The organism is Amycolatopsis cynarae, assembly GCF_026802195.1.
GTDB lineage: Bacteria > Actinomycetota > Actinomycetes > Mycobacteriales > Pseudonocardiaceae > Amycolatopsis_E > Amycolatopsis_E rhizosphaerae.
Genome location: NZ_CP113836.1, coordinates 4435080 through 4455467, shown reverse-complemented (window position 1 = coordinate 4455467; position 20388 = coordinate 4435080). Strand labels below are relative to the sequence as shown.

General features: G+C 71.4%; 14 protein-coding genes, 3 tRNA genes and 1 pseudogene. 11 read left to right on the top strand and 7 right to left on the bottom strand.

All coding sequences use genetic code 11. The features are described 5' to 3' along the window. The first annotated feature begins 24 nt into the window (after positions 1-24). Positions 25-2274, top strand: coding sequence for a hypothetical protein (locus tag ORV05_RS21305; protein ID WP_268753782.1), 2250 nt, complete (start codon positions 25-27; stop codon positions 2272-2274). Beyond that, positions 2231-3763: pseudogene (locus ORV05_RS21300) on the top strand (BTAD domain-containing putative transcriptional regulator); the annotation flags it as partial. The gene ORV05_RS21305 and the pseudogene ORV05_RS21300, both read left to right, overlap by 44 nt. A 438-nt stretch (positions 3764-4201) precedes the next feature. On the opposite strand, the gene ORV05_RS21295 reads toward ORV05_RS21300, so the two are convergent. Beyond that, the gene (locus ORV05_RS21295; protein WP_268753781.1) at positions 4202-7426 is read right to left on the bottom strand and encodes a LamG-like jellyroll fold domain-containing protein; all 3225 of its coding nucleotides are present in this window, start codon (positions 7424-7426) and stop codon (positions 4202-4204) included. Between the two features lie 281 nt (positions 7427-7707). Between ORV05_RS21295 and ORV05_RS21290 the strand changes: the two genes are divergently transcribed. Then, the gene (locus ORV05_RS21290) at positions 7708-9027 is read left to right on the top strand and encodes an MFS transporter (protein WP_268753780.1); all 1320 of its coding nucleotides are present in this window, start codon (positions 7708-7710) and stop codon (positions 9025-9027) included. A gap of 9 nt (positions 9028-9036) precedes the next feature. Here the strand turns inward: ORV05_RS21290 and ORV05_RS21285 are convergent, their stop codons facing one another. After that, positions 9037-9420 (bottom strand): winged helix-turn-helix transcriptional regulator, encoded by a 384-nt coding sequence (locus ORV05_RS21285; protein WP_268753779.1) that lies wholly within the window; start codon positions 9418-9420, stop codon positions 9037-9039. A 97-nt stretch (positions 9421-9517) separates the two neighbouring features. On the opposite strand from ORV05_RS21285, the gene ORV05_RS21280 reads away from it, so the two are divergent. The 3 genes from ORV05_RS21280 to ORV05_RS21270 are packed head-to-tail and all read left to right on the top strand — an operon-like array spanning position 9518 to position 11638. After that, a complete protein-coding gene (locus ORV05_RS21280; RefSeq protein WP_268441666.1) occupies positions 9518-10339 on the top strand; it encodes an NAD(P)H-binding protein in 822 nt (273 codons plus the stop codon). Next, positions 10336-10731 carry a pyridoxamine 5'-phosphate oxidase family protein gene (locus tag ORV05_RS21275; RefSeq protein ID WP_268441663.1) on the top strand — a complete coding sequence of 132 codons (396 nt, stop codon included), beginning with the start codon at positions 10336-10338 and terminating at the stop codon, positions 10729-10731. Before ORV05_RS21280 ends, ORV05_RS21275 begins: the two co-directional genes overlap by 4 nt. Before the next feature lie 34 nt (positions 10732-10765). Further along, positions 10766-11638, top strand: a complete 873-nt coding sequence (locus ORV05_RS21270; protein ID WP_268441660.1) for a haloalkane dehalogenase — start codon at positions 10766-10768, stop codon at positions 11636-11638. A 52-nt stretch (positions 11639-11690) separates the two neighbouring features. Here ORV05_RS21270 and ORV05_RS21265 read toward each other — a convergent pair whose 3' ends face one another. Then, the gene (locus tag ORV05_RS21265; protein WP_268441657.1) at positions 11691-12665 is read right to left on the bottom strand and encodes an NAD(P)H-quinone oxidoreductase; all 975 of its coding nucleotides are present in this window, start codon (positions 12663-12665) and stop codon (positions 11691-11693) included. 338 nt (positions 12666-13003) lie between these two features. Here ORV05_RS21265 and ORV05_RS21260 point away from each other — a divergent pair, with 338 nt between their 5' ends. The 5 genes from ORV05_RS21260 to ORV05_RS21240 are packed head-to-tail and all read left to right on the top strand — an operon-like array spanning position 13004 to position 19289. Next, positions 13004-13564, top strand: a complete 561-nt coding sequence (locus tag ORV05_RS21260; RefSeq protein ID WP_268441654.1) for a YbaB/EbfC family nucleoid-associated protein — start codon at positions 13004-13006, stop codon at positions 13562-13564. A 19-nt stretch (positions 13565-13583) separates the two neighbouring features. Beyond that, the gene (locus ORV05_RS21255) at positions 13584-13892 is read left to right on the top strand and encodes a type VII secretion target (RefSeq protein WP_268441651.1); all 309 of its coding nucleotides are present in this window, start codon (positions 13584-13586) and stop codon (positions 13890-13892) included. Then, the gene (locus ORV05_RS21250) at positions 13892-17545 is read left to right on the top strand and encodes a hypothetical protein (RefSeq protein WP_268441648.1); all 3654 of its coding nucleotides are present in this window, start codon (positions 13892-13894) and stop codon (positions 17543-17545) included. Before ORV05_RS21255 ends, ORV05_RS21250 begins: the two co-directional genes overlap by 1 nt. A gap of 13 nt (positions 17546-17558) precedes the next feature. Next, complete coding sequence (locus ORV05_RS21245) at positions 17559-18419, top strand: immunity 49 family protein (RefSeq protein ID WP_268441646.1); 861 nt, start codon at positions 17559-17561, stop codon at positions 18417-18419. A 12-nt stretch (positions 18420-18431) separates the two neighbouring features. Further along, entirely contained in the window at positions 18432-19289 is an 858-nt protein-coding gene (locus ORV05_RS21240) for a ferredoxin (RefSeq protein WP_268441643.1), read from the top strand. Between the two features lie 148 nt (positions 19290-19437). Here ORV05_RS21240 and ORV05_RS21235 read toward each other — a convergent pair. From ORV05_RS21235 to ORV05_RS21220, 4 genes are all read right to left on the bottom strand, one after another. After that, a tRNA-Val gene (locus ORV05_RS21235) sits at positions 19438-19512 on the bottom strand. 1 nt (position 19513) lies between these two features. Beyond that, a tRNA-Cys gene (locus tag ORV05_RS21230) sits at positions 19514-19584 on the bottom strand. A gap of 28 nt (positions 19585-19612) precedes the next feature. After that, positions 19613-19685, bottom strand: a tRNA-Gly gene (locus ORV05_RS21225). Between the two features lie 113 nt (positions 19686-19798). Beyond that, positions 19799-20224, bottom strand: a complete 426-nt coding sequence (locus tag ORV05_RS21220; RefSeq protein WP_144590971.1) for an SsgA family sporulation/cell division regulator — start codon at positions 20222-20224, stop codon at positions 19799-19801. Between the last annotated feature and the right edge of the window lie 164 nt (positions 20225-20388).

Sequence of the window (20388 nt, the reverse complement as noted above, 5' to 3'; positions counted from 1 at the left end):
GTGGTAAATCCAAAGGAGAAACACGTGTTCAGAAGACTTGGCGTGGTGGTCGCCGCCCTCGCGGCGGCGGTCACCGTGCTCGTCGCCCCGCAGGCGCCGGTGGCGCACGCGGACGCCGCGGGCGGCGGCGGGGACTTCGTGCCCCTCGCGTCGACCCCGGTCGTGTTCGACACCCGCAACGGCACCGGCGGCACCTCCGCCCCGCTGGGCGCGGGTGCCACCGCGACCTTCCCGGTGCTCGGCGTCGGCGGGATTCCCACCACCGGCGTGGGTTCGGTGCTGGCGCGCATCACCCTGCTCGGCCCCACCGCCTCCACCTGGGCGGAGCTGTGGCCCGACGGGACCTCGCGCCCGACCCTGACCATGGTGTCGGCCACCGCGGGCGAGGACCTGTCCAACACCGCCGTGGTGAAGGTCGGCGCCAACGGCAAGATCGCCGTCTACAACTCCGGCGGCAAGGCCGACATCGCGGTCGAGGTGCAGGGCTACTACAAGGCCCAGCAGGGCACCACGGGCGGCGGGCTGTTCGCGGTGCCGCACACCCGGCTGATCGACACGCGCAGCGGGCTCGGCACCACCACGGCCACCATCGCCGCCGGGGCCACGCGCACGGTGACGCTCACCGGCGGGGTGATCCCGGCCGGTGCCGCGGCGGCCCAGGTGAACCTGCTGGTGCCGTCCGCCTCGGCGGCGGGCTGGCTGAGCGCCGCCCCGTCCGGCGGTACCCAGCGCCCGGTCATGAACTACGAAACCGGTTCCACGCAACAGGGTTCGGTGCTGACGCTGCCCTCCAGCGGGCAGGTGACCTTCACCAACCGGGGCAGCGCGGCGATCAACCTCGTGGTCACCGCCGAGGGCTACTACTCGTCGAGCTCCACCCAGGGCTCGGGGCTGCGGCAGGTCGCCGGACGGCTGTTCAACACCCGGACCACCGGGGCCGGCCTGCCCATCCCCGCGAACTCCACTGTGGACGTCCAGGTCGGCGGCACCTTCGGCATGCCGACCCACGGCGTGGCCGCGGCCGCGCTGAGCCTCGTGGCGACCCCCGAGTCCGACGGCTATCTCAAGGCGTGGCCGGTCGGGGACGCCGAGCCTTCGGTGTCCATCATGGACTTCAAGGCGGGCAAGTGGCGGGCCAACGCGCTGGTGCTCAAGCCGGGCACCGACGGCAGGATCCGCATCCGCAACGGCAGTTCCGGCACCACCCATGTGATCGTGGACCTGCAGGGCTGGTTCGCCAACCCGCTGCCCGGAGTCGCGGTCGCGCAGAACACGCCCATGACCGCGATGCAGGCCGCACCGGTGGCCGGTGCCACCGTGGGCACCCTCGAATACGCCTACACCGACAACGCGGGCCGTGTGGTCTACGGGCACCAGACCGATCCGGACAACTTCGGTTCGGTGCAGTGGACGGTGATCTCCGGCAACGAGGCGTTCTCGGGCCAGCCCGCGCTGAGCCAGTTGTCCGACGGCCGCATCCAGGTCACCGCGCAGCACACCGACAGTGACGTCTGGGCGGACACCCAGACCGCCTCCGGGGCGAGCACGTGGAACCCGTGGGAGAACTTCGGCGGGTCGATGGCCGGGGCGCCGGTCACCGGCAAGCTCTCCGACGGCACCGTGATGCAGTTCGACACCGACACCGACGGAAAGCTGTGGGTCTACGCCCAGAGCGGTGCGGTGCCCTACTGGCGCGACCTCGGCGACCAGAACCTGGCCGCCTCGACGCTGTCGGTGGCGCAGGTCCGTGACGGGCTGCGGGTGTTCGGCGTCGACGGCGCCGGTGCGATCAAAACCGTCGAGTACTACAACGACGGTTCGGTGTCGCCGTGGACCGACCTGGGCGGTTCGGGCCTGTCCGGCCGGCCCGCGGTGGTGGTGCGGCCGGGTTACCTGCTGCAGGTGTTCGCCCGCGCGGCGGACGGCACGATCGTGGCCAAGCTGGCCAACTCCGACGGCTCCTGGCCCGCGGACTACCAGTCGCTGGGCGGCTTCACCTCCGCCGGCGCGCCCGCCGCGATCATGGACCCGGCCCTGGGCAGGCTCGCCGTGGTCGTGCGCGGCTCCGACAACGAGATCTACCACGTGTGGGAGACCGTGACCGGGAGCAACACCTGGGGTTCGTGGACCAAGACGATCGGCGCCACCGACCCGTCGGCGACCGACCCGACCACCTCGCCCTACACCAACTCCAACGGTCAGTCGTGGATGATCACCTTCCGTAACGTCAATGGCGCGACTCGGTTCTACGAACGGCAACTTTCGGGAATGTGAACAGTTCCGTGAGCTGGTAACGGCGACACCAAGATCACGAAAAGCGTTGACGGATGGGGCCGGGGTCCGAGGACCCCGGCCCTTTCTCCTGGGGTCCGCGGCCGCTTCGCGCGGTCGGTGCTGGAGGTGTGGCTTGATGCGTTATCAGGTGCTCGGCCCGGTCGCCGTGGCCGGCGAAGAAGGTCCGTTACGGCTCGGCGGGCCGAAGCAGCGCGCGGTGCTGGCCGCCCTGCTGCTGCATGCCAACCAGGTCGTCTCCGACGAGCAACTGTGCTCGCTGGTCTGGGGCAAGCGCGCCCCCGCCAACGTCCGCGGCCAACTGCAGATCTACATCTCCGGGCTGCGCAAGCTGCTGGGGCACGACACCATCCTGCGCCGCCCGCCCGGCTACCTGATCAAGGTCGCCCCCGGCGAGCTGGATCTCGAAGTGTTCTCCACCAGCGTGGAACAGGCCACGACGGACCTGGCGTCCGGCCAGACCGAGCGTGCCTCCGAACGGCTGCGCGGCGCGCTGGGGCTGTGGCGCGGCCCGGCACTGGGCGGGGTGGCCGAAACGCTCGCCGAGCACGAAGCACAGAGCCTTCAGGAGCGGCGGCTGTGCGCGTTCGAGCAGTTCTTCGACGCCGAACTGGCGCTGGGGCGCCCGGCCCGGCTCGTCGACGACCTGCGCAGGCTCGTCCGCGAGTACCCGTTCCGGGAAAAGCTGAGCTGGCAGTTCATGCTCGCGCTGTACCGCTCCGGCCGTGCGCCCGAGGCGCTGGCGGCCTACTCGGAGATCCGCCTGCGGCTGGCGGCCGAACTCGGCATCGATCCCGGCGGACGGCTGCAGGAACTGCACCAGCGGATCCTGCGCGGCGAGGACGGGCCCGCCGCCGGTGAACCGGAGCTGCGGGAGGCGGTCACCCCCGCCGAACTTCCGCACGACGTGGAGGATTTCGTCGGCCGCGCCGCCGAACTCGCGGCACTGGACCGGGATCTGGAGCACCTGCCCGGCGAGGGGGTGCGCGTCTGGGTGATCAGCGGGATGGCCGGGGCGGGCAAGACCGCGCTGGCGGTGCACTGGGCCCACCGGGTGCGCGCCCGCTTCCCGGACGGCCAGCTCTTCGTCGACCTGGCCGGGTTCGGCACCGGCCGCGATCACCACGGCCCGCTCCGCCCCGCGGTGGTGCTGGCCCAGGTGCTGCGCGCGCTCGGGGTGGCACCGGAACGCATCCCGGACCGCGACGACGAACTGACCCGGCTGTACCGGTCGGTGCTGGCGGGCCGGAAGATGCTGCTGGTGCTCGACGACGCCTGTTCCGCCGAGCAGGTGCGCGCGCTGCTGCCCGGGCGCTCCACCCTGGTGCTGGTGACCAGCCGCGACCGGCTGGGCGATCTGGCGGTGCGCGACGGCGCGCGCACCCTGCCGGTGCCCTCGCTCGCCGCCGCCGAGTCGCAGGCCCTGATGACCCGGCTGCTCGGCCCGCGGCGGGTGGCGGCCGAACCGGCTGCGGTCGCCGAGCTGGCGCGCCGGTGCGGCCACCTCCCGCTGGCGCTGCGCATCGCGGCGGCCGAACTCGGGACGGACTACCCGGTCGGGCTCTTCCTCGCCGAACTCGAGGACGGCGTGCTGGAGGGGCTCACCGTGGCGGGCGCCGAGCACACCTCGGTGGCCGCCGCCTTCGCTGCGTCCTACGACCGCCTGCCCCCGGAACTGAAACGACAGTTCCGGCGACTCGCGCTGATCCGGGGGGACATCACGGGCGAGGCCCTGGCCCTGCTCGAACCCGGGGCGCCCGTCGAGGCGCACCGGCGGCTGCGGGCGCTGGCCGCGGTGAACCTCGTCGAGCAGCACGGCCGCGACCGCTACCGGCTGCACGAGCTGATGCGCCCGTTCGCGCTGGCCCGGCTCGCCGCCGACGAACCGTCACCGGCGTCACTTCCGTCGTCACATGCGGGCGTGGGCGGTCGCGGAGAGGGTGTCGAACGGCAGCCGGACGGCGGTCACCATGCCCAGGTCGGCGTTGTCCTGGCGCACGGCGTCGAGTTCGCTCCCCGACAGCGCCTTGCGGAACAAGCGGAACTCGTCCAGCGAGCCGCGCAGCCGGTTGGTGCCGTCGGGTTTCGCGCCGAGCTCGAGACCGTCCGCGGTGAAGGTGTCGTCGTAGCTCAGCGATCCGGCGACGGTTGCGCTGCCTACGGTCGTGCCGTCGACGATCAGTGACAGGGTGGTTCCCGCGCGCCGGAGCGCGAGGTGGTGCCAGGCGCCGTCGCCGAAGGCGACCGAGGCGGCGGTGTCCGGCGCGGCGACTCCGGCCGCACCGGTGTCGGTCTGGATCCAGGCGTAGAGCCGGTCCTTCGACGGCTGGGCGCGCAACCACAGGGAACGCGCTGTGGAACCGGTCCCGTAGGCCCAGAGGACGACCTGGTCGGCGTCGGCCGGGGTGGCGCTGTACTTCAGCCAGGTGGTGAAGGTGAAGTCACCGGCGCCGAGCGCGGTCGACGGCGAGTAGGGCAGTTCCACGTCGTCGCTGGTGCCGTCGAAGGCCAGCGCGCTGCCGGTCTTGCCGGGGCCCAGCGCCGCCCCGCCCCGGACGTAGGCCCCGGCGCAGTGCCCGGCGTAGTCCGGAGTGGACGGACCGTCCGCGAGGCGTGCCACGTCGTGCTGCTGGGTGGTCTGGTTTTCGAACGACCACCACAGCGACGGCCGGTCGGACGGGTACGCCCCGGCCGCCTCGGCGTCGGTGAGCGCCCGCGGGTAGACGCGAACCTCGTCGAACACCCCGGTGAACACGTCGGTTCCGTCCGGTTTGGACCCCGCGCGCAGACCGAGGATGTCGGCCTTGCCCGCGGTGACCGAGCCGGTCAGGCCGGTCGCGGTCGCCGACTGGGTCCCCACGCTCAGCCGCACCTGACCGGCGCTGCGGGACAGCGCCAGCGGATGCCAGGCGCCGTCGCCGAACGCGGTGGCCCCCGAGGTGTCGGGCAGGGCCACCGCCACCTGGCCGGTGTCGGTCTGGACCCAGGCGTAGAGCCGGTCCTGCGCGGGCTGCGCCCGGACCCAGACCGACCGTTTGCCGGAACTGGCGCCGAAGGCCCACAGCAGGGCCTGGTTGGGGCTGCTCGCCGTGGCGTCGTAGCGGAACCACGTGGTGAGGGTGAAATCGCCGTCGCCGAGGTCGAGGGAGGGCACGAACGGGGTTTCCACGCCGGGATGGGACGAATCGATCTGGAGGGCGAGCGTGCCCGCGACGCGGCCGTCCACCCGCGTGCCGAGCCCGCCGAGCAGGGACCCGTCGGCGCAGTGCGCCGAGACGTCGTCGGAGATCGCGACGGTGGTACGGGAGACCGTGGCCGCCCCGTCGACCATCGCGAACGGCAGCCGCAGGACCGGCGCCGCCGTGCCGCCGGCCGAGCGCGAGAACCGGAAGTCCCGGAGGGTGCCGTGGAAGGGGTCGCCGGCGCTGCCGTCGGGCTTCGCGCCGAGCCGCAGCCCGAGCGTCCCCGCGCTGACCGAACCGCTCACCCCGCTCGCCGTGGCCGAGGCCCCGTCCACGGTGAGCCGGATCTGGCTCCCGGACCGGGTCAGCGTCAGGCTGTGGTTCGCGCCGTCGCCGAAGGCGTAGGCGGACGAGGAATCCTTGACCGCCACGGTCGCGCCGGTGTCGCCCTGGACCCAGGCCAGCACCTGGTCCTGTCCGGGCTGGGCCCGCAGCCACACCTGCGGGGCGCCGGACCCGACCCCGTACGCCCAGAACAGCACCTGGTTCGGGCTGGAGGCGGAGGCGCTGTAGGAAAACGAGGTGGTGTAGGTGAAATCGCCGCTGCCGGGATCGAGGCTGCGGCTGTAGGGGACGTCGGCGTAGTCGCCGGACCCGTCCAGGACCAGGCCCTGGTTGACGGTGGCGTTTCCGGCCAGGTAGGCGTCGTTCGCCTCCGGTGAGGCGTCGGGCGTGGTCGGCCCGGCCAGCGGTATGGGCTGGGTGGACGGTTTCCCGGTGAAGGTGCCCGGGATCCCGAGCTCGGCCGGGGTGAACCGGTTGAAGCGGATTTCGTCGGCGGAGAAGGAGACCCCGCCTTCGTAGAGCAGGCCGATCTCGCCGTCGGTCAGTTCCGCCAGGTCCGAGTAGCCCGAACGCTGGTTGGTGATCAGGCCGTGCGCCGGGGTCGTCCAGCTCACCCCGTTGTTCGTCGAGTAGCGCACCGTCATCAGCTTGCGGTCGCTCGGATCGGCGGGCCCGGAGAACAGCAGGGTGTCGCCCGGCCTGCTCTGGTAGGTCTGCTGCGGGGCCAGCACCGAACCCTGGACGCTCGGCGTGACCAGGGAGGGAACGGTGGTGAAGGCGGGCATCGTGGTGCCGCCGTCGGTGCTCACCGCCATGGCCCGGTGATCGCCGTCGGTGATCTCGTTGCGCGCGGAGGCGTAGAGCCCACCATCCGGCAGTTCGGCCACCGAGACCTCGCCCGGGCTGAGTTGACCGTCCACAAAGGAGTTCGCGGCGGCGCTCGCGTGCCAGGTGAGCCCGTGGTCGTCGCTATAGAGGACGCCCGCGTTCACCACCCCGGACCGCGGCTTCTGGTGGGCGCCGACCACGAGCCTGCCGCTGGAGAGCTGGACGCCGTGCCCGGGACCGGTGGCGAACCAGCCGTCGGTGGTGCCGTCGAAGCTCGCGGTCAGCCGCTGCGCGGTGGTCCAGGTGAGGCCGTCGTCGTCGCTGCGTTGCACCCAGGGCAGGCGGGGGCCGCCCGCGCTCGCGTCGTTGGAGGTGGAGACCAAGAAGACCGCGCCGGTGGTCCGGTCCACCACGGGGGCGGGGTTGCCGCGGGTGAACGGGGCGAAGGGATCGTCGGCGGAACCGGACAGCACGACCCGGATCGGCCCCCAGGTACGGCCGTTGTTGGTGGAGCGGCGCACCACGGTGTCGATGTCGCCGCGGTCGGCGCACGACGGGGACCTGCGGGCTTCGGCGAAGGCGAGCAGGCTGCCCTGCGCGGTCCGGACCAGCGCCGGGATCCGGAAGCAGCCGTAGCCGGCCGTGCCCGCACGGAACAGCACCTGCTCCGTACCGGCCACCGCCCCCTGGGACACCACCACGCCGCTGGCCGCGGCGTCCACCGTGGGCAGCAGGAGGCCCAGCACCAGCGCCAACACCATCGCGAACCGACGCATCATCGGTCCATCCTGGCCCCCGGCGGTAAAAATTCGCTTTCCCGCCACTAGCCACCCCCTTTTCCCGGCCGAACGTGTGCGCCCCGTCGGAAGGACCGGGGCGAGCCGTGAAGGGTCCCTTCACAGCCGAATCGCCTGTGAAGGGACCCCTCACGGCCAACGCCAAGCCCCTCACGGCCAACGCCGGGAACAGGCCCATCCGACTGGATTGGGACTTTCGGGGGATCGACAGGGCGGCCGGGGGTCACCATGATCGACCGGTCGGTGCGGACAAAGGGGTGGACGTGGCTGAACGGCCGCACGAGCAGGCACACCAGCGGGCCGGTCAGCGCGCCCGGCAGTTGCGGCGGGTGGCGGTGGCGAGCGCCATCGGCACCACCATCGAGTGGTACGACTACTTCATCTACAGCACCGCCGCCGCACTCGTGTTCGGCCACCTGTTCTTCAGCACGCTCTCGCCCGCATCGGGCACGCTGGCCTCCTTTGCCACCCTGGGGGTGGGTTTCCTCGCCCGTCCCGTGGGCGGGGTGGTGTGGGGCCATTTCGGCGACCGGGTGGGCCGCAAGGCGATGCTCGTGCTCTCGCTGGTCCTCATGGGCGTGGCGACCGTGGGCGTGGGCCTGCTGCCCACCTACGGCACGATCGGCGTGCTCGCCCCGGTCCTGTTGCTGGTGCTGCGGCTGCTGCAGGGCCTGTCCGCGGGCGGCGAGTGGGGCGGGGCCGCGCTGATGGCCGTCGAACACGCGCCCGAAGGGCGGCGAGGACGCTACGGCTCCTTCTCGCAGATCGGGGTTCCGGCCGGGCTGATCCTGGCGCAACTGGTGTTCTTCGTACTCAACGGCGTGCTCACCGAAGCCCAGTTCCGGTCCTGGGGCTGGCGGCTGCCGTTCCTGTTCAGCATCGTGCTGGTGGCCGTCGGCCTGGTGATCCGGTTGCGCATCGAGGAAAGCCCCGTGTTCGAGCGGCTGCGCCGCGAGCGGGCTCGCAGCAGGCTGCCGATGATCGAGGTGCTCCGCGAGCGCCCGCGCGAGGTGCTCGTCGCCTCGGGCAGTTTCATCGCCAACACCGCGATCGGGTACGTGTTCCTGGCCTATCTGCTGTCCTACGGCACTTCCGTGCTGAAGCTGAGCCGGGCGCTCATGCTGGTGGTGGTGATCGTGGGCAGCGTGACCTGGCTGGTCGCGATCATCGCCACCGCCGTCTGGTCGGACCGCGCCGGCCGCAAACCGGTGTACCTGGCCGGTTCGGTGCTGCTGGTGCTGTGGCCGGTGCCGTTCTTCCTGCTCGTCGACACGCGGCAGCCGTGGCTGCTGGTGGCCGCGGTGGTGGTGCTCAACGTCGGGCTCGGCGCGACCTACGGCCCGCAGTCCGCGCTCTACGCCGAGTTGTTCGAACCGCGCCACCGCTACAGCGGTGCCTCGTTCTCCTACGCGGTGGGCGCGGTGCTGGGCGGCGGCTTCGCCCCGCTCATCGCCACCGCGCTGCAGAGCTCCACCGGATCTTCGTTGTCCGTGTCGTGGTACATGGTCGCGGTCGCGCTGGTCAGCCTCGGCGCGGTGCTCGCCTTCCCGGCCACTTCGCCGGCGGCGGTCACCCGAGACTGATCGGCCGCGTCACCGGGCGTCGTAGTCCTGGCGGGCCTGTTCGACCTGCGGCAGTTTGGCGGCGGACCACTCGGCGAGCGCCGCGAACAGTGGCGCGAGGCTGCGGCCCAGGTCGCTGATCTCGTACTCGACGCGCGGGGGCACCTCCGGGTAGTAGGTGCGCCGCACCAGCCCGTCGCGTTCGAGCTGCCGCAACCGCTGGGTCAGGACCTTCGGGCTGATCGAGGTGAGGCGCCGCTCCAGTTCCACGAACCGCTGGCGCCCGAATTCGTTGAGCGCCCACAGGATCGGCGTGGTCCAGCGGCTGAAGACGAGGTCGACGACTCCGGCGATCGGACAGGCCTGCTCCGGATCCGCGCCGGTCGCGGGCCTGCGAGCTGTGTTGGTGGTCACATCTGGTCCCTTCGCCCAATACTTTCCTCTAGGTACCTACTATACCCAGACCGGTAGCTTCCTTCGAGACAGCAGAAGCACTCGAAAGGAAGACGAAATGATCGTGGTGACCGGAGGAACCGGACAGGTCGGCGGGCAGCTCGTGCGGGAACTTCTCGAGGCCGGAGAGCCCGTGACGGCGGTGTCACGGCAGCCGGAGGCACCGGGTCTGCCCGAGGGCGCCCGCTACCACCAGGCGGACCTGTCCGATCCGGACAGCCTGCGGCCCGTGCTCGACGGGGCCGAAGCTCTTTTCCTGCTCGTCGCGGGGGATTCCCCGCAGGACATCCTCGACGCCGCGAAGGCGGGCGGGGTGCGGCGGATCGTCCTGCTGTCCTCGCAGGGCGCGGGAACCCGTCCGGAAACCTACCGCCACGCCCGCGGTCACGAAGAGGCGCTGATGGCGTCCTCTGTGGACTGGACGGTGCTGCGGCCGGGAGGTTTCGCCTCCAACACCTTCGCCTGGGCCGAGTCCGTGCGCACCCGGCGGACGGTCGAGGCGCCGTTCGGGGAGGTCGCCCTCCCGGTGATCGACCCCGCGGACATCGCCGCCGTCGCGGCCGCGGTCCTGCACGAACCGTCGCACACCGGACGTGTCTACGAGCTCACCGGGCCCGACACGATCACGCCCCGCGAGCAGGTGCGGGTGCTCGCCGAGGCGCTGGGCGAACCGGTGGAGTTCGCCGAGCAGACCCGGGCCGAGGCGCGGGCCCGGATGCTGCCCGTCATGCCCGAGGCCGTGGTGGAGGGCACGCTCGACATCCTGGGCGACCCGCTGCCCGCGGAAAGCCGGGTGAGCCCCGACGTCGAGGCTGTGCTTGGCCGCCCGCCACGGACCTACGCGGACTGGGTGGCCCGCAACCTCGCGGCGTTCCGGTGACCCTGCGCGCGCCGCTCCCCGCCGCGGCGCGGGCGTTCCTGGTCGCGCCCCGCGCGGCCACGCTGACCACCCTCCGGGGCGACGGCTCCCTGCACGCGGTCGCGGTGCGGTTCACCTGGGACGAGGACACCGGGATCGCCCGCGTGCTGACCCGCGGCTCCAGCGGGAAGGTCCGCAACCTGGCCGCCGCGCCGGGGCGGGCCGCGCTCTGCCAGGCCGAGGGCTTCCGCTGGATCACCCTGGAAGGCCCGGCCACGGTCTCCGCCGATCCGCGCCGCGTCGCCGAGGCGGCGCGGCGCTACGCCCTGCGCTACCTGGCCCTGCCCCCCGACCCGCCCGGCCGCGTCGTGATCGAAATCGCGGTCGAGCGGGTGATGCACCTCAACTGCTGAAAGTACTTTCCCAACAGACAACCCAGGAGATGAAATGCCCACTGTGGACGTTCTCGGCTCGCCGATGCACTACCGTGAACTCGGCACCGGTGTCCCGCTGGTCTTCCTGCACGGCAACCCCACCTCGTCCCACCTGTGGCGGCACGTGCTGCCCGCCGTCGGCGATGCCGGGCGCAGGCTCGCGCCGGACCTGATCGGCATGGGAGAGTCCGGCAAACCCCGCCTGGACTACACCTTCGACGACCACGCCCGTTACCTTGACGCCTGGTTCGACGCGCTCGGCCTGGACCGGGTGGTCCTCGTCGGGCACGACTGGGGCGGCGCGCTCGCCTTCGACTGGGCGGCCCGCCACCCCGGCCGCGTCCTCGGCGTGGCCTTCACCGAGGCGATCGTGAAGTCCCTGTCGTGGGAGGAGTTCCCCGAAGGCGGCCGCGAGCTGTTCCGGGCGATCAAGACTCCCGGCGTGGGCGAGGAGATGATGCTGGACCGGAACTTGTTCCTCGCGGACGGAATGGCGGGCTCCACCGCGCGCCGGGTGTCCGAAGAGGACATGGCGGCCTACCTCCGGCCCTATCCCACCAGGGAAAGCAGGATCCCGATGCTGCGGTGGGCGCGTTCGATGCCGCTCGGCGGACAACCGGCGGACGTGGTGGCCAGGATCGACGCCTACGGCCGCTGGCTGGCGGCCAGCCCGGAGGTGCCCAAGCTGCTGCTCACCTTCCGGCCGGGTCCCGGCGCGATGTACGGCCCCGGTCTTGTCGACTGGTGCGCGAGGACCATCGCGGGACTGGAGATCGACGAACACGATCTTGTCGCCGGTCACCACACGCCGGAAGACCACCCCGCGGCGATCGCCGGGAGTCTCGCCGCCTGGATGGACAGGCACGACCTCGTCAACGCGTCGTGAGGGGTCCCCTCATGGGAAACCGCGGCCCTGTCCGGCCCGGGGGTGAGCGGGACTACCCGGCCGTGAGCAGGATCTTGCCGAAGGCGCTGCCCTTCTCCATGACACGGTGCGCTTCGCCCGCCTCGGCCAGTGGCACGGTCCGGCCGACCACGGGTCGCACGGCGCCTCCGGCGACGAGCGGCCAGAGGTTTTCCCGGACCGCGGACACGATGCGCCCCTTCGACTCGACCGGCTGGGGCCGAAGCGCCAGGGAGGTGATGGTGGCGTGCTTGCGCATCAGGCGGGCGATGTCGAGCTCGGCCACGAGGCCGCCCTGGAAGCCGAGAATCACCAGACGGCCGCCGGATGCCAGCGCGTCGAGGTTGCGGTCCACATAGGACGCCCCCATGTTGTCGAGGATCACATCCGCGCCCGCGGTCTCCTCACGCAGCACCGCGGCGAAGTCCTGCTCGCGGTGGTTGACGAGGATGTCCGCCCCGAGTTGGCGGCACTGTTCCAGCCGCTCCGCCGAGCCGGCGGTGACCGCCACAGTCGCGCCGAGCGCCTTGCCCACCTGGATCGCGTGGCTGCCGATGCCCCCAGCCCCGCCGTGCACGAGCAGCACCTCGCCCTCGCGCAGACCGGCGCGCAGGACGGCGGTGCACCAGACGGTGCAGGCGGCTTCGGGCAGGGCCGCGGCGGTGACCGGATCGATCCCGTCCGGCACCGGGAGCAACTGCGCCGCGGGGACCGCGACCCGCTCGGCGTAGCCGCCACCGGCGAGCAGCGCGCACACCTTGTCCCCGATCTTCCAGCCCTCGACGCCTTCGCCCAGTTCACTGACGGTCCCGGAACATTCGAGCCCCAGGATTTCGCTCGCCCCGGGCGGTGGCGGGTAGAGCCCTTGGCGCTGCAGCACGTCCGCCCGGTTCACTGTGGTGGCGGCGACGGTGACGATCACCTCGCCCGGGCCCGGCACGGGGTCGGGAACCTCGGTCCATTCGAGCACCTCGGGGCCGCCGGGCTCCCGGATCATGATGGCACGCATGCGTTTCTCCTCCAGCAACCGTTTTCCGTCATCAGTCCACCAGTAACGCCCGCCGGGACCAAGGACGAACCGGCGTTCGCTGCGTTCACGAATCGTGATCGTGGACCCGGCCACCCGGTGGCCTCGTCCTGAACGTCCACTGGGGACGGACGTCGCGGCGGCCGTGGCGTCACCGTGCCCTCGCCCGGCACCACGAGCAGGACTCCGGTGGATAATGCGGCGGAGGCACCTTTCGTGCCTCCGGGTCCGCTAGGGTGGCCTCCGGTGTTTTCACCGCACGGCGGAACCACGGACGGCCCGGATCCGTCAGTAGGGAGATGCCGAGAGAAGGGGCCCGGATGCCGGACAGCATCGACGCCAGCGACGCGATGATCGACAACTGGACCAAGCGGCTCGAGGAGAACGCCGCGCGGTACCAGGCGCTGGCCGATCGCATGCAGGGCCAGTCGGTCACCGAGCGGTCGAAGGATGGTTCGGTCCAGGTGACCGTCGATTCGCGCGGTCTGCTGAAGAACCTGGTCATCACCGAAGCCGCCGCGGGCAAGCGGATGGCGGAGGTGTCGGCGCAGGTGATGCAGCTGGTGCAGCGCGCGCAGGCCCGGATCCCGGAGCTGCTGCAACAGGCGATGGCCGAGACCACCGGCACCGGCGACCAGGCCGCGGCGGAGATCATCCGCGAAGCGCGGAGCACGTTCCCGGAGCCGCCACCGGACCCGGAGCCCGCGGCACCGGAGCCGCCCGTCCGCCGGTTCCTGCCGGAGGACGCGGAAGAGCAGCCACCCGCGGCGCCGCGCACCCCGCAGCCGCCACAGTCGCCACGGCCACCACAACCGCCGCGGCACCGGCGCCGGGCCGACAACGACGATGACGACTTCTTCGGCGGACCGATCCTGTCCTGAGGCATGAAAAGGGGGAACCGTGGCGGACTTGGAACTCAGCACCGACCTCACCGCGCACGCGCAGCAGCTCGACGCCATCGGTGACGGGCTGCAGCAGGCCGTCGACGCGGCGAACCAGGTCAGTATGCCGACCGACGCGTACGGCATCCTCTGCCAGCCGTTCCGGATGCTGCTCGACCCGGTCGAGCAGTACGGGATCGACGCGCTGCAGAAGGCCGTCGAGGCGATGACCGCCGTCTCCGGCAACGTCCGCGAGGCCGCGGCGGCCTACGACGACTACGAGTCCGGCGTGGCCGACGGCCTGAACAAGACCGCGGGCGGTGCGTGATGGCGGAGGGAAACCCGCTGGTCGCGGAGGCGAAGAAGGACCCGAACGGGCCGGGGCCGCTGACGGCGGGCAACGGTGACTACGGCTGGGCGGGCGGCATCGGCCTCGCCGAGACGTCGATGGACGCGTTCAACGGGATCAAGGACGGGGACTGGGTTTCCGGCGGGCTGGGCATGCTCAGCCTGGCCGGTGAGATCGCGGGGGCCGCGATCGACCCGTTCGGGTACCTGATGTCGTCGGTGGCGTCGTTCCTCATGGAGCACGTGCAGCCGCTGAAGGACATGCTCGACTCCCTCGCGGGGAACCCGCCGGTGATCCAGTCCTACGCCGACACCTGGGGCAACGTCTCGAAGGCGCTGGGCGAGCGCAAGACCGACTTCGACAACGCGGTCAAGAACGGCACCACCGGCTGGACCGGTGAGGGCGCCGACGCGTACCGGAAGTCCGCCGCCGAGCACAGCGACGCGCTCAGCGGCGCGGCGACGGTGGCCGGCGCGATCGGCACGGTCACGATGCTCATGGGCCAGGTCGTCTCGTTCGTCCGGGAGACCGTGCGGCAGCTGATCGCCGACCTCGTGGGCAAGCTGATCTCCTGGGTGATGGAGGAGGTCTTCTCGCTCGGCTTCGGCACGCCGGTCGTCGTGGCGCAGGCGTCGGCCGCGATCGCCAAGTGGGGCAAGAAGATCGGGGACCTGCTCAAGAAGCTGACCGACACCATCCGCAAGGTGTCGCCGCTGCTGAGCAAGCTGGTGGACATCTTCGAGAAGATCGCGAAGGTCTTCGGCAAGGTGTTGGGCAAGGTCAGCGGCCTGCACGGGCTGAAGGTCAAGGAAGGCGGCTTCGTCCACAGGATCCCCAAGGAGGGCGGCGGCGTCCACGCCCGGCCCCACGGTGGTTCGGACGGCGAAGGTTCGCACAGCGGCGACGGGAACGGTTCGCGCGGCGGCGACGGGGACAACTCCTCCGGCGGGGACGGATCGCCGTCGCGCACCGGCAACGGCGAATCGCCGTCGCCGCGTGGTGGTGACGGTTCGCCGTCCGGGGACGGGCCCTCGGCGATTCGCTCGGACGACAGCGGTACGCCCCGCACCCGCTCCGGTGACAGCGGTTCGGCACCGACTCATGGCGGCGATGGGGCTTCTTCGCACGTGGGGGATTCGGGTTCTTCGCCGACTCGTTCGCCGTCGCATGCTGGTGACAGCGGCCCGGCACCGACTCGTGGCGGCGATGGGGCTTCTTCGCACGTGGGGGATTCGGGTTCTTCGCCGACTCGTTCGCCGTCGCATGCTGGTGACAGCGGCCCCGCACCGACTCATGCCGGAGACAACACCCCCTCGCACCGGGGTGACAGTGCGCCGTCCCGCAGCGCGGACACCAATCCGTCGCCCCCCAGGGCGGGCGACAGCAACCCGGCACCCACGCACTCCGGCTCGCCGAGCCACGCCGCCGGGGACGGGCCCGCACACTCGGGCGCGCCCGGCTCGCATGCCGGTGCTGATGCGCCGGGCTCGCGCGCCGGTGCCGACACTCTGAGCAGCGCCGCGCCGCCGCGGACCGACGGCACCACCTCCAGCGGCACCGCGCCGACCGCCCCCCGCACCGGGGACCCGGGCACCCAGTTCCCTTCGCCGCGCGGCGGGGACGGCGCCGCCGCGTCCGGCATCCCGCCGCAGGGTGGCGGCCCGACGCCGGGCGGCGGCATGCCGCCCGGCGGCGCCCCCGGTGCGGCACCCGGTGGCGCACCCGGCGGTGGTTCGCCGCGTGCCGGGGGCGGCCCCGGCTGGACCGGAACTCCGGGCAGCCCCGGCGCGCGCACCCCGGACCTCGGCGCTCCCGGCCGTCCTCGCCCGGGCGGTGACCTGCCCGAAGGGCGGCCGCGCCCGGGCGGGGACACCGCGCGCCAGCGCGTGCCGGAGACTCCCGCCCCCGCGGCCCGCGGTTTCGGCCCGGGCACGCACGGCCCGGACACCCGCCCCGGTGGTCACGGCCCGGGCGGCCGCCCGGGCGGTCCCGACGGCGGCCCCCACGGCCACGAGCCGCACGAGAACGGTCCCGGGCACCACGACACCGACGGCGCTGGGCACCATGGCGATTCCGAGCCGCTGACCCCGGACGAGGTCAACGCGCGGCACTCCGAAAGCACGCCGTCGGGCACCTCGTACCACGCGGGCGACCCGGAGATGGGCGACCTGCCGCACCGCGTGCAGCCCGACCCGCATGGCCGCTACACCGTGGACGTGCACGTCACGCCGGACGGCCACGCCCGCATCGGTGACCGGCTCTACACGCCGGAGGAGTTCGCGGACATCCTGCGCCGCAACGGCGACTACGACGGCCGCCCGATCCGGCTGATCGGCTGCGACGCGGGCTCCAACGACTTCGCCCACCGGCTCTCACGCGAGCTCGACACCGAGGTGCTGGCGCCGTCGAAGCCGGCGTGGACCGACTCGCACGGCCGCGTCTTCTCGTCGGACTACGAGATCGGCCCGGACGGCCGGATGCGACCCCGGATCCCGCCGGACGGCGAGTGGACCACCCACCACCCGGACGGTTCGGTCCACCGCGCGGGCTCCGACGGCTTCGCGCCGGACAGCCACCACGGCGATCCGCACGACGTCGACGCCGACAGCGCGCACCACCGCGGCGAGCGCTACATCGACGACGAACCGGTCGACATCGAGCACCCGGACCGGGAGCCGAAGGCGACGATGAAGGAGAAGATCAACGACGACGCCTACCGGGAGAAGTACTACGACGGGCCGAACAAGAACGGCGAGTACTCCCGCAAGAACGCCGACCAGACCGACGCCGTCGACGACCGCCTCCCGAAGATCAAGGAAGACAAGACCAAACCGGAGGGCGACCGGTTCGAACCGAAGTCCGACGACTTCGAAGAGGCGACCTACCACAAGCAGCATGAGGTCGAGCACACCGCGACGCCGCACCAGAAGGACGAAGCCCAGGACCTGATCGACCGGCGGCACGAAGCGAACCAGCGCGCGCGGGAGGCCGAGGCGGACTACCAGGACGCCAAGAAGAGCGGCACCGTCGACGAAGAGATCGAGCGCGAGCGCTCCGAGGCGCACCGCGACCGGACCGACCTCGGTGAAGAGCTCGGCGAGCACGCCGCGAGGGACGCGATCGCGGACAAGTTCCCGCCGCCGGACCACCAGATCAAGGAACTGCCCGACCCGGACATCCACGGCGACAACACCCGGCTCGGCGACAAGCCGGGCTCGGGCCGGTTCGACCAGATCTACGAGGTCACCGGTCCGGACGGGAAGCCGAAGATCGTGGTCGTCGAGGCGAAGGGGCCGAACGCCGGGCTCGGCACCCGGCAGGGGCCGACCGGCGATCCCCTCCGCTACGAGCAGGGCCACCCGAAATACGTCGACAGCATCATCGAAAACATGCGGCGCAATGGCACCGAGGCCGAGCAGAATCTCGCCGAAGACCTCGCCAGGGCGAAGCGAAAAGGGAATCTCGACTATTACGTGGCCAAGGCCAGGGTGCGCGACGAGGTCGAGCTGGATGGGGCGGGAAAACCGGTCCCGGACCCCGACAACCCCGGCCAGTCCAAGAAACGCCCCGTGTACGGTGGTTACAACCTGAAGCATTTCGACCTGTCGGCCCGGCCGCCGAAGAATCGTTAGGAGTGACGAAAGCGTGCGCACTGTTGCCCGGCACGACTTCGACGCACCGAATGCCGAACGCGCGGTGAAACGGCTCAGCGCGCGCCGGCACGAGGCGCGTGAGGACATCGAAACGGACGTGCTCGGTCCCGGTTTCGCCCTGGAACGCTCGTACAACGAGTTCGCCAGCCGGTGCGGCGCCGACCCGCGGGCGGCGGACAACGAGACCTGGCTGGCCTTCGCCCGGGCCCTGCAGGGCGGCGGCGCGCTGTTTTTGACCGCGACCCGGCGCGAGGGCGAAGAGGTCGAGTTCCGCTACGACGAAGACGTGATCCGGCGGCCGGCGACCGGGCCGACGCAGGACAGCGACGCGATGAACTGGCTCAAGACGGCGTACCTGGCCATCGTGGCGCGTGACCGGGCGCGGCTCGAACTGCTGGCCGCCGTCCCGGTCGACCTGCTGCGCGAGTCGGGCCCGCAGTACGACGAGTTCGTCTTCGACTGGGTGCGGGCGCTGCAGAGCCACGTCCGGGGCAACGGCGACCTGATCGAGACCGTGCTGGCGGCGATGCGCGGCACCGAGCCGGAGGCGCTGCGGGGTTCCACCCCGGAAGCCGTGCTGCAGCTCTACTTTCCGCCGATCGAGCTGTTCTACCTCTTCACCCAGCGGGAGGATGGCAAGTTCGCCGACGCGCTCTTCACCGCGCTGGAGCTGCACAAGCAGTACTGGACGGCCGATCCCGAACGCCCGAGGGACACCACGAGCATCGTCGCGCTGGCCCCCCTGGCCATGGCCTGCCTCGCCCACGACGCCGGGATGGCATTCGACGTCGAGTCGGACTACCTGCCCCACCACCTGCTCGTCGGGACCCGCGTCGGCGAGATCACCATCTGAGCCGGAGGGAACATGAGCCAGCCAGCGGGGCCGTTGCGGCCGGAGCAGCAGCGGGAGCTTGTCGCGCAGGTCGGGGCGGTGGTGGCGTCGCAGGTGCTGCCGGGGTGGCGGCAGTTGCGGGTCGAGTACCGCGCCGCGGGCAGGCATGTCGAGGCTGATCTGCTGGTGACCGGTGCGGACGGGGTGCCCCGGATGGTACGGCCGCATCCGGAGGCGGTGCGGTTGCTGGGGGTGTTGCGTTCGGGCATGTACCAGTCGGGCCGGGGGACCTGGCTGGGTGCCATTGTCGTGTTCGAGCCCGCGCGGCCGCCTGTCGTCGAGTTCATGGGGCCCGATCTCGAGCCGCCGTTTCGGCAGCTGCCGCCGCCGATCGGGTTCCAGGACGAGTTGCGGTTTTTCCCGCGGGCGGAGGAGCACATTCCGGCGTGGTTGCGTGAGCGTGCCGGTCTGGTCCCGGTGCCCGGCCCGACGGTTGTTGAGGGTGGGGTGCGGACGCCGCGTATCTGGGATGGTCTCGACGCGTCCGGTAAGCCGCTCATCCGTCGTCAGTCGCTCGTTCCTGGTGAGGTCGAGCGTGTGCTGGCCTATCTTGATGCGGCGCCGGTGATCCTGGCGTCGCGTAGCAGGGGGCCGGATGCGTTCGCTCCGGAGCGTGAGGATGCGGTGCCGATGAACTTCCGTACCGACGGGGCCTGGGCGTGGCCCGGTGCGGTCGCGTACTACTTGCGTGAGCACGGGGTTGCGCCGGATCCGGACCTGCTTGCCCACATCCGGTCCCGTCGTTTCACCGCACCCGCCGAAGTCCCGGAAGCCGCCAGGGACCTCGCTCTCGCCGCCATCACCGGCGAACAACCGGCAACCAGCGCGTAACCCGCTCGAGTCCCACGGCGGGGTGCGAGATTGCCGTGAAGGGACCCTTCACGGCAGCCTTTAGTGCGGGAGGGGGGAACAAAGGGCCGTAACTTTCCCCGGGAATGAGTAAAGCCCCCTGGACCTGCCGGTCAGGGGGCTTTGGGGGTGGTGCGCGATACTGGGATTGAACCAGTGACCTCTACCGTGTCAAGGTAGCGCTCTCCCGCTGAGCTAATCGCGCGAGGTGGAGACGGGATTCGAACCCGTGTATACGGCTTTGCAGGCCGCTGCCTCGCCTCTCGGCCACTCCACCGTGTGACAGGCCCGAGTAGGCCTCCCCGAGCGGACGACGGGATTCGAACCCGCGACCCTCACCTTGGCAAGGTGATGCGCTACCAGCTGCGCTACGTCCGCGTTACCTTGACTTCGTTCCGGTGTTTCCGTCCCGTCGTCGTGGTGTGGCAAAACCATATCCGACCCGGGAAACGGCGATCGCAGGGGGGTCCCCTTTTGATCGCTCCGGCGGATCAGCCCAGATCGTTGGGGATGAGATGGGTCAGCGCGTCGTCCACGTCGACCCACAGGTGCTCGTTGCCGGGGAGCACGACGTCGTAGGTGCGGTCGAGGAAGTCGGCCAGCTCCTGCGCGGAAGCTTCGAACATGGCGTGGCCCGACGGCGAGTTCAGCTCGATGAGCACCGACTCCGGGTCTTCGACCGAGGGGCGGATGCGGACATCGCCGTCGCCCGCCTCGGCCAGCAGTCCGTCGGCGAGCAGATCGCGGGCGAACACCCACTCGACCCAGCCGGCGCGCCCGGTCCGGAACGCCGCCACGACGGCGTAGGGGTCGCGCGTGTCGTAGCGCAGTTCCACCTTGACCGGCACCGCCGGAGTACGGGGGGCCAGTAGATCGAACACCGCTGTCGAGCGGAGCGTCACGTGATCGTTACGCATCGTATTACCTTTCATCTCCTTCCGCGGCCCGCTCGGCCGGGTTCTGCTGGTGTGACGCACCGGCGCCGCGATTCGCTCGCCGTCGGGGCCGGAATCACCCGGATGAGTCTCCGGCCCGTCGGGCAGGTTCGTCGCCGCACCTGTCCGGCTTCGGTGTCCGGCCA